The sequence below is a fragment of the Pontibacterium sp. genome (genome assembly GCF_041587635.1).
Classification (GTDB): Bacteria; Pseudomonadota; Gammaproteobacteria; order Pseudomonadales; family Balneatricaceae; genus Pontibacterium.
In genome coordinates this window covers 1-9,864 of the sequence record NZ_JBFGYC010000092.1, presented here as the reverse complement: position 1 = coordinate 9,864, position 9,864 = coordinate 1, and the positions used below count along the sequence as shown (strand labels likewise).

The 9,864-nt window shown below is 52.1% G+C and carries 6 protein-coding genes; 2 read left to right on the top strand and 4 right to left on the bottom strand.

Annotation, left to right across the window (positions count from 1 at the left end; translation table 11 throughout):
* The 3 genes from ABYW01_RS06890 to ABYW01_RS06880 form a co-directional block, all read right to left on the bottom strand.
* Window positions 1-2,325, bottom strand: a 2,325-nt coding sequence (locus ABYW01_RS06890; RefSeq protein ID WP_372831751.1) for a nitrate reductase subunit alpha, incomplete at its 3' end; no start/stop codon positions are given.
* Window positions 2,326-3,079: 754 nt separating this feature from the next.
* Window positions 3,080-4,684, bottom strand: coding sequence for an antiporter (locus ABYW01_RS06885; protein ID WP_372831750.1), 1,605 nt, complete (start codon window positions 4,682-4,684; stop codon window positions 3,080-3,082).
* A 117-nt stretch (window positions 4,685-4,801) separates the two neighbouring features.
* On the bottom strand, window positions 4,802-6,052 hold the full coding sequence (locus ABYW01_RS06880) for a nitrate/nitrite transporter (RefSeq protein WP_372831749.1): 1,251 nt from the start codon (window positions 6,050-6,052) through the stop codon (window positions 4,802-4,804).
* Between the two features lie 297 nt (window positions 6,053-6,349).
* Here ABYW01_RS06880 and ABYW01_RS06875 point away from each other — a divergent pair, with 297 nt between their 5' ends.
* Together ABYW01_RS06875 and narL are read left to right on the top strand one after the other, a co-directional pair.
* Window positions 6,350-8,170: a type IV pili methyl-accepting chemotaxis transducer N-terminal domain-containing protein gene (locus ABYW01_RS06875; RefSeq protein ID WP_372831748.1), complete on the top strand. Its 1,821-nt coding sequence runs from the start codon at window positions 6,350-6,352 to the stop codon at window positions 8,168-8,170.
* Between the two features lie 15 nt (window positions 8,171-8,185).
* On the top strand, window positions 8,186-8,854 hold the full coding sequence (gene narL, locus ABYW01_RS06870) for a two-component system response regulator NarL (protein WP_372831747.1): 669 nt from the start codon (window positions 8,186-8,188) through the stop codon (window positions 8,852-8,854).
* 97 nt (window positions 8,855-8,951) lie between these two features.
* Here the strand turns inward: narL and ABYW01_RS06865 are convergent.
* A partial coding sequence (locus ABYW01_RS06865; RefSeq protein WP_372831746.1) for an EAL domain-containing protein occupies window positions 8,952-9,864 on the bottom strand: 913 nt, incomplete at its 5' end.

Genomic DNA, 9,864 nt, shown 5'->3' with positions numbered 1-9,864 from the left:
GTCCAGCGTTACCAGCAGGTCAACCTTGCCTTCAGCGCCCTTGTCATTCCAAATCACTTCTTCCGGCTTCTTACCGTTGTCTTCACCCAGATCTTTGTTCATCAGACCGTGGTTTGTACCCAGCAAGTATTTCAGCAGGTACTCGTGACCTTTACCGGAGGAACCCAGCAGGTTAGAGCGCCATACAAACATGTTACGCGGGAAGTTTTTCGGGTTATCCGGATCTTCACATGCGAAGCTCAACGCACCGGATTTCAGCTGTTCAACCGTGTAATCCTGTGGTGATTTGCCCGCAGCTTCTGCCGCTTTTGTCAGCTCCAGTGGGTTAGTACCCAGCTGAGGCGCAGATGGCAACCAACCCATACGCTCTGCACGTACGTTGTAGTCGATCAGACTGCCGGTCCACTTGGACTTATCAGCCAACGGAGACAGGATCTCATCAACGTCCAGCTTCTCATAACGCCACTGGCTAGAGTGGTTGTAGAAGAAGGAAGTACCGTTCATGTGACGTGGTGGACGCTGCCAATCAAGACCGAATGCCAGAGGCAACCAACCACACTGTGGACGCAGTTTTTCCTGACCTACATAGTGTGCCCAACCACCACCAGACTGACCGACACAACCACACATGATCAGCATGTTCATCAGGCCACGGTAGTTCATGTCCATGTGATACCAGTGGTTCATACCGGCACCGACGATGACCATGGAGCGACCTTTGGTCTTGTTGGCGTTGTCAGCAAATTCACGTGCAACCTGGATCACCACATCGCGTTTAACACCGGTAATCGGCTCCTGCCATGCAGGGGTGTAAGGCGCGTTGTCGTCGTAGGAAGTTGCAACAAAGTCACCACCCAGACCACGGTCAATACCGTAGTTCGCCAGCATCAGGTCATACACGGTCACGACGAGTTTTTCGCCATCGACTGTTTTGATGCGTTTCGCCGGCAGGTTGTGATGCACAATGTCTGCAAACTTGTTGTTGGTGAAGTATTCGTTTTCTTCACCACCGAAGTAAGGGAAGCCAACAGACACCACTTCATCATGGCTATCCAGCAACGACAGTTTCAACGTAGTTGAACGGCCTTCGCTTGCTTCTTTCTCTTCAGTGTTCCACTTACCTTTTTCACCCCAACGGAAACCGATAGAACCGTTTGGTACAACAAAGCTGTTGCTCTGCTCATCAAAGGCGACTGTTTTCCATTCAGGGTTGTTGTCTTGTCCGAGGCCCGCATCAAAGTCGGATGCACGAGTGAACCGACCTGCAGCGTAACTGCCATCTTCACGCGCTTCCAGCTCTACAAGGAACGGCATATCCGTGGTTTTACGCACGTAGTCGGTGAAGTACTGGCTTGGGTTATCAACGTGGAACTCTTTCAGGATGACATGACCAAATGCCATCGACAGTGCAGCATCTGTACCCTGTTTCGGGTTCAGCCACAGGTCACAGAGTTTCGCAACTTCGGAGTAATCCGGTGTGATACCGACGGTCTTCGTACCTTTGTAACGCACTTCTGTGAAGAAGTGAGCATCCGGGGTACGGGTCTGAGGTACGTTAGAACCCCAAGCGATGATGTAGTTGGAGTTATACCAGTCAGCCGATTCAGGTACGTCGGTCTGCTCACCCCAGGTCATCGGAGATGCAGGTGGCAGGTCACAGTACCAATCGTAGAAGCTCAGGCAAGCACCGCCAATAAGAGACAGGTAACGCGCACCAGCTGCATAAGAGACCATGGACATTGCCGGGATTGGAGAGAAGCCAATCACACGGTCAGGACCATGCTCTTTAATCGTGTAAGTGTTAGACGCAGCGATGATCTCGTTAACTTCATCCCAGCTCGAACGTACAAAACCACCCTGACCACGAACAGACTTGTAGGACTTCGCTCTCGCATCGTCTTCTACAATCGATGCCCATGCCGCCACCGGATCGCTATTGCGGGCTTTCGCCTCACGCCACAGCTTCAACAGGCGTTTACGGACAGTTGGGTACTTCAAACGGTTGGCACTGTAGATGTACCAAGAGTAACTCGCGCCACGTGGACAGCCACGTGGTTCATGGTTTGGCAGATCCGGGCGTGTACGTGGGTAGTCAGTCTGCTGGGTTTCCCAGGTGATCAGACCGTTTTTCACGTAGATTTTCCAGCTACAAGAGCCGGTGCAGTTTACGCCGTGAGTCGAACGCACGACTTTATCGTGCTGCCAACGCTGGCGATAACCGTCTTCCCAATCACGACTTTCATCGGTGGTCTGGCCATGACCGCCAGAGAAGCTCTCGGGCTTTTGTTTTTTCAGATATTTTAATCGATCAAGCAAATGGCTCATGTCTTATCTCCTGAAACCCCTTGGTCAGGACTGAGCCCATCTTGGATGGACTCGGCGGTTTTACCCGGTGTGCAATAACCTGATCTGCTCAAGGATCGGGCCACCCCAACAACCGGATGACGGCTGGTCTGTTACAGATTTATCTGCGTCCGTGCAGTCCATCTGCGTTTACTGTGAGAACCAAGTTACGCCACTATCAGCCGGAGACTGTTGACCCAGATCAACATCCAAAATGCGCAAAAACCTTGTTAATCAACGAGTTACCACCAAAGAGGTATATCGAATTGGCGACTTAACCTTCTGATTTAAAAAGGTTTTTTAGAGACTAGAAGAACCAGGGGGTAAGTAAGGGAGTAGCGGGAGTTCTTAATGGGTACCACTTCAACAGGCGACGCGGGGAAGACAAGAACAGCGGATATTGCGCTGATATCCCACCTGAAAAAGGGACCTGTTTTGGGATGCTGGGTATCGCTTTGCTCGACCCGACCTACAACAAGGTTACGGGAGACTGCGTAGCAAACGCCGGGTATCGCTACGCTCGACCCAACCGACAACAAGCCGACTGCAGACTGCGTAGCGAATGCTGGTTATCGCTGCACTCGCCCCAACCTACAGGAAAGGTACACCCGCAGTCTTCGTAGGTTGGGTTGAGCAAAGCGATACCCAACACAACTCACGCACGACCATCCACAATGGTCAAAAACGCGAAAACGGGGTCCGAAGACCCCGTCAAAACACCTAAGGGAGAAATATCTTAAGGGTTTTTGAACTCAGCTTTAGGGCCGAGGTAGTACCACCAGTTCAGTACCAGACATACCGCGTAGAATACCGCGAAGCCGTACAGTGCAACTTCTGGAGTTGCCAGCTTGATCTGCTCACCGAAGATTTTAGGGATCAGGAAGGCACCGTAAGCCGCTACCGCAGAAGTCCAACCCAGTGCAGGACCTGCCTGCTCTTTCGGGAATACCATTGCGATAGTACGGAAAGTGGAGCCGTTACCGATACCAGTTGCTGCGAACAGCACCAGGAACAGGATCAGGAAGGGTACGAAGAACTCTTCCGGAGTTGCAGACTGGTAAGCCGCTTTCAGGAAGTAAGCTACGCCCAGTGCTCTTGCGATCATTACGATAGCAACGTACTGAGTCACTTTAGCACCACCGACTTTATCCGCAATCCAACCGCCCACAGGACGGATCAACGCGCCGATAAATGGTCCCATCCAAGCGTACATCAGAGCAGACGGTCCGTTCGCGTTCACAGTTTCGTGTGTCAGAACACCATCCACCATCAGGTGCTGGTAACCGAATACCACTTTGATCGCCAGTGCAAAACCAGCGGAGTAACCGATAAAGCTACCGAAAGTCATGGTGTAGATAACACTCATTACCCAGGTGTGCTTGTTTTCGAAGATCTTGAACTGACGCTGCAGATTCGGACGAATGTCACCCGGGATCATCTTCATCAGCATGATGGTGCTGAAGAGGATACCCGCGATCACAGGCCATTTAGCCCAGCCCGGTGCACCCATACCCAGTGGTGCAGGCAGAATCACATACAGACCACAGGCTGCGGTGAAGAAACCGATCAGCAGCAGGCCGGTGATTTTACCCATCGCACTTGCAGGAGAACCGATATCAGGCGATACCGCTTCGGTACGGATGTTGTTCATGCCGAACCAACCCGCAATCGCCAGAGGGATCAACAGCAGCAGCCACACAAAGCCAGCATTGTGGATGTAGGTTTCAGAACCTGCAGGGATCTTACCGATCAGCGTACCGGAGGTGTTTTCCAGAATCATCGGTTCACCACCGAAGATACCAAATGTCATCACCAGTGGGATCAGAATCTGCATGGTGGTTACACCTGCATTACCCAGACCTGCGTTCAGACCCAGCGCCAGACCCTGCTGACGTTTCGGGAAGAAGAAGCTGATGTTGGACATGGACGATGCGAAGTTACCACCACCAATACCGGACAGGAACGCCAGGATCTGGAACACATACAATGGCGTATCTTTATCCTGCAAGGCAAAACCTGCACCCGCAGCTGGCAACATCAACAGGGCCGTGGTGAAGAAGATGGTGTTTCGACCACCCGCGATACGAATAAAGAAACTACTCGGGATACGCAGCGTTGCACCGGTCAGACCGGCAATACCCGCGAGAGTAAACAGCTCAGCTTTTTCAAAGCCAAAACCGAGGTTCAACATCTGTACTGTGATAATGCCCCAGTACAACCATACGGCGAAACCACTCAGCAAGCTGGGGATCGAGATCCACAGATTTCGGTTCGCCACCTTCTTGCCTTCGGATTCCCAGAACTTGGTGTCCTCGACATCCCACGTGCGTAGATCAGACATAACTGATTCTCCAGGCTTAGAGCAGAACAGGAATGCACTTCCCATCCTCTTATATGTGTTCAAATGGCACTTTCTGATCTCTTCAAACCTAAACCGGCCCCCCGGGTGTCCGCCATCCTAAGCGTCCAGGTTCTCTTTCAGAAAGTTATTCTGGATCGCCTCCTGCAGACGCTGCTTCTGGTCCTGTTTGCTGATGCCGTAATACATGGTGACCATGCATACCGCCAGCAGACCGTAAAGCAACATGAAGCAGGAGCTACGAACCCCAAACAGGTCTGTAACCAGACCAAAACTGATCGGTAGTACAAAACCACCAATCGCTCCCAGCAGCCCGACAGCGCCGCCTACTGTCCCCATTCGATCGGGGTAGTAGTCGTACACCATGCGAAACACGCTGGCTTTGCCAAATCCCATTGCCACACCCACAATCATCACTAGTACAGTAAACATCCAGACCGGCATCTCGAGCAGAAACGTCATGTCTTGCTCAGTGCCATGGATAGTCATGGTTGTAGGTGGATAGGAAAGGAAAAAGAGACAGATCAGACAGATCCAGAAAACCGACCAGTTCACCCGGCGGGCGCCCAGCTGATCCGCACACCAGCCACCGATGACCCGGGTTAACGCACCGGGCACAGTGAACAGCAGGGTCAGGAAGGACGCGGTTTTCAGATCCAGTCCATATTGAGTGACGTAGTATTCAGGCAACCACAAGGTCAGGGCCACGTAGCCACCAAATACGAAGAAATAGTAGAGACCGAAACGCCATACACGCAGATCAAGCAGTGGGATAAACAGCTGCTTCAGCTTAGGTTCGCTCTGCTGCTCCGTGCGGCGCTGATGTACCGGATCGTCCTGAGTCAGCAGCCAGAACAGCAGCCCCAGCAACACCAGCACGAAAGCGTACGCCACCGGTGCCATGCGCCAGCCGTAAGCGATAATGATCAACGGTGCCACAAGGTTGGTCAGCGCAGCACCCAGATTACCGGCACCGAAGATACCCATGGCTAACCCCTGGTTGTCACGGGAAGCCCAGGCAGACACATAATGGATACCGATGGCAAAACTACTGCCAGCCATACCGATGCAAAGACCCAGCGCCAGATACTGCCAGTAAGTTTCAGCGTAGGAGAAGGCGTATAGCGGGATACTGACCAGCAACACCAAGCCGGTCATCAGTTGGCGACCACCATAGCGCTCTGCCAACATCCCCATTGGCAAACGCGCCAGCGCACCACTCAGGATCGGTGTCGCTACCAAAAAACCGAATTCGGTCTCGCTCAACTGCAGTTCATACTTGATCTGTACACCGATTACCGAGATCAACGTCCAGACAACAAAGCACCCTGCGAACATCAATGTGCTCATAATCAGTGCTGATATTTGCTTTTGAGTATCCTGGGCCATCACAATCTCGAAGGTGTTTGAACTTGCGTTAAGTCAAAACCTATCCCTCACAGAGCATCCGGGTATTGATCCGAATCAAGTTCTAACTTACTGAAAAGATGGCGGTTTTATGGAAATACCTCCTTAGTGGTACCTCTTATTTCCTTTGTAAGCTGCTGTTTTAGCTGATAATTTGTGGACTTTAGTATAAGGCGTAAGAAAACGCTTTTCAGCGACTGGTTCTTTATGAGTACCGCCAGTCAATCACGGGGCTTAGCTATGAATTTCCTCAACCAATCGATCATCACCCGCCTTGGCACTGCCATGTTTGCCATCAGTCTGATGGCGTTGATCAGCATGATCAGCTCGGTCATTGTTGCTGAAAGTACACAGGGTGATGCTGCGGGTATCAACCTGGCCGGCTCATTACGAATGATGTCCTACCGCATTGTGGCTGAAACCCAACAGCACGAAATTCACGCATCGGAAAATACCCTACAGAAAGTACAAAATTCACTGGATGAGTTCGAACAACGCATCAAAAGCCCTAAACTAGCGAACGTTATTCCCAGCGACAGCGAACACAATCAGCGACAGTTCTATGAGAGCCTGATCGATGAATGGCAAAATGAACTCGCCCCCGCTCTGACCATCGCAATCCAGGCAGCTCCACGCGGAAATACCGAATACCTGCGCCGTTTCGAAGAATTTGTCCCCAAGATCGATCATCTGGTACAGCTATTGGAGGAAAGCACCGAATCCAAGATCAAGCTGCTCAGCCTGGTACAAGGCATCAGCCTGTTTATGACCATCCTGATCATCTTCATCGCCATGTACGACATCAAAAGTAACGTTGTAGAACCGCTGGCCCAACTGCTGGATGCCGCCAAAAAGGCGGGGCAAGGAAATCTGGATGCCCGGGTGTACTACCAGAGCGATGATGAACTGGGCCTGCTCGGCACGACTTTTAACCATATGGCCGAAGAGCTGTCCAAAACCTATACCGACCTTGAAAACCGGGTGCAGAAAAAAACCGCGCAGCTGCGTAACACCAATGAATCCCTGCAACTACTTTACGAAGCCACCCGCCGCTTTAACCGCGATGAAGATATCTGTCGACGCCTGATGCCGGTCATGAAAAAGCTGGAAGAAGTGATTCCGGTAGGCCCGGTCCGTGTCACCCTGTGTGAGCCGAACCAACGCAACAGCTATCGCACCCTAACCACTCAGCTTCTGGAACGCCCGGATGATTGCGCTAACCAGAGCTGTGACGTCTGCCTGGTATCGCGTATGGATAGCAAGGTGCGTGACACTTTAAGCATCCCAATTCAGACCCGCGAAGCGTATTTCGGTGAATTTATCGTTGAGTTCAACCCGGACACCCCACCGTCGAACGAACAGATCCGTCTGCTCACCACACTGGTGGAGAACCTTGGCACGGTGCTCTCGCTTGAACTGAAGGCCGAGAAAGAACAGCAGATGTCCCTGATGGAAGAGCGTGCAGTGATTGCCCGTGAACTTCATGACTCTCTGGCACAATCCCTCTCCTATCTGAAGATGCAGGTCAGCCGTCTGCAGATTTTGCGTAAAAAACACGCGGATGAAAGCCAGATTGATGATGTGACCAATGAGCTGAAAGAGGGATTAAATAACGCCTATCGTCAGTTGCGGGAACTGCTCACCACGTTCCGACTGACACTGGATCAGCCCGGCCTGAAGCCCGCACTGGAAGCTACGATCAAAGAGTTCTCCGAACGACTGCACCTCGATATCGGGCTGAAGTACAGCTTGCGTCACCAGAGCCTCAGTCCGAACGAAGAGGTGCATGTATTGCAGCTGGTCCGTGAAGCCCTTGCCAATGTGGTCAAACACAGTCAGGCCAGCGAGGTATCCGTCCATGTTATGCAGCCCGGTGAACAGGTTGAAGTCTGCATTGAAGACGATGGTATCGGTTTACCCGATGACAAAGACCTCACTAACCATTATGGTCTGGTGATTATGCGTGATCGCGCCAGCACACTGAACGGCGACCTATCGGTCAACAACCGCGACGGCGGTGGTGTTCAGGTCATGATGCGCTTCCGCCCTAAACAGAGATAAGTAGCAGGATTTTTTATGAGTGACATAAGCAGTGAGCAAGGTAGCAAGGCATCGATCCTGTTGATCGACGACCACCCGCTGCTACGTAAAGGTGTTAAACAGCTGATCGAACTGGATACCGATCTGGAAGTGGTCGCCGAAGCCAGCAACGCCCACGAAGGATTAGCACAAGCGCTGAAGCACGAACCTGACCTGATCTTGCTGGATCTCAATATGCCCGAGATCAACGGCATTGAAACGCTGAAGATGCTGCGCGACGATGGCGTCAGCTCGCGTGTGGTCGTGTTTACGGTTTCAGACAACGAAGAAGACGTGGTCGCAGCCCTCAAAGCCGGTGCCGACGGTTACCTGCTGAAAGATATGGAACCGGAGGAGTTACTGAGCAACCTGAATCAGGCGGCAACCGGGAAAATGGTCATTAGCGAACGCCTGACGACCCTGCTCGCGCAAGCGCTTCAAAGCAAACGTACAGCGTCCAAAGGGCCGGACATCAGCAGCCTGACACCGCGCGAGAAACAGATCATTAAACTGATTGCTGCGGGCCTGCCAAATAAACTGATCGCCCGCAAACTGAGCATCACTGAAGGCACCGTAAAAGTGCATGTGAAACACCTGTTGAAGAAACTGAACCTGCGCTCACGTGTAGAAGTCGCAGTATGGGCAGTACAGGAAGGCCTTAAATAAGCCACCTGCACAATGCTCCACACATTATCTCTGACAGATCCGCGACACCTCCTGAAAGACCTAAAACGCTTCTCGGAGGTCGACGCGGATATGAGTGTTAATCGCCGCTGACAGGCTGCTCCATATTGGCCAGATGGCCGATGGCATAATCATTCAGCAACACACCCAGACAGCTCAGTAAGTCATCACTGAGATCATTCAATTCATCCTGAGCCTTCGAGACCGCTTGCATGTCTCCTGACGCTCCGTGCAGACAAACCTCTTCACCACACCGATGTACCTGCTTGTGCAGATCGATAATCTCCTCAAACAGTGTTGAGCCGCCATATCGCTGATTCCCTTCACTGTACAACCACTGACCAAAACGACACTCGCAGGGATCCAGTGGCGGTACAAACTGATCGTCAGAATGCACATAACGGTCAATAGCCCTGACCCAGGCACGATGCTCGATGGCTGCAAATAGTAACGACAGGTCATCACGACTGATTCGCTGCTGACGCTGCCAGACCTTCGGCGGTTGCCATTGAGCCATCCAGCCAGGCACCGCATCCGCTGGCATCGGTTTAGCGATCGCGTACCCCTGCCCCAACTCACAACCCAGTTGCAGTAACATTGCGCCATGTTCGATATGCTCTACACCTTCAGCAATGACTTGACGACGGAAGGCCGAAGACATCCCCATAATGCCTTCAAGAATAGCCAGATCATCGGGGTCATCCAACATATCACGCACAAAGGAGCGATCGATTTTTAGCACCGCGGCCGGTAAGTGCTTCAGATAGGTCAACGAAGAATAACCGGTACCAAAATCATCGAGCGCAAAGCTGACACCAATCGCCTGACAGTCCCGCATGACCGCGGACACTTTCACAATGTCCTGCAATGCACTGGTTTCCAGCACCTCCAGCTCTAAGCTTTCAGGACGCACATCCGGATGTGTCGCCAACATGGCTTGCAACCGCTGAACGAAATCGGGCTGCTGTAGCTGCAAACCACCAATATTCACG

Coding starts and splice junctions, on each gene's coding strand:
- ABYW01_RS06880 (WP_372831749.1), bottom strand. CDS start 6,052: ATGAGCACATTGATGTTCGCAGGGTGCTTTGTTGTCTGGACGTTGATC.
- ABYW01_RS06885 (WP_372831750.1), bottom strand. CDS start 4,684: ATGTCTGATCTACGCACGTGGGATGTCGAGGACACCAAGTTCTGGGAA.
- ABYW01_RS06875 (WP_372831748.1), top strand. CDS start 6,350: ATGAATTTCCTCAACCAATCGATCATCACCCGCCTTGGCACTGCCATG.
- narL (WP_372831747.1), top strand. CDS start 8,186: ATGAGTGACATAAGCAGTGAGCAAGGTAGCAAGGCATCGATCCTGTTG.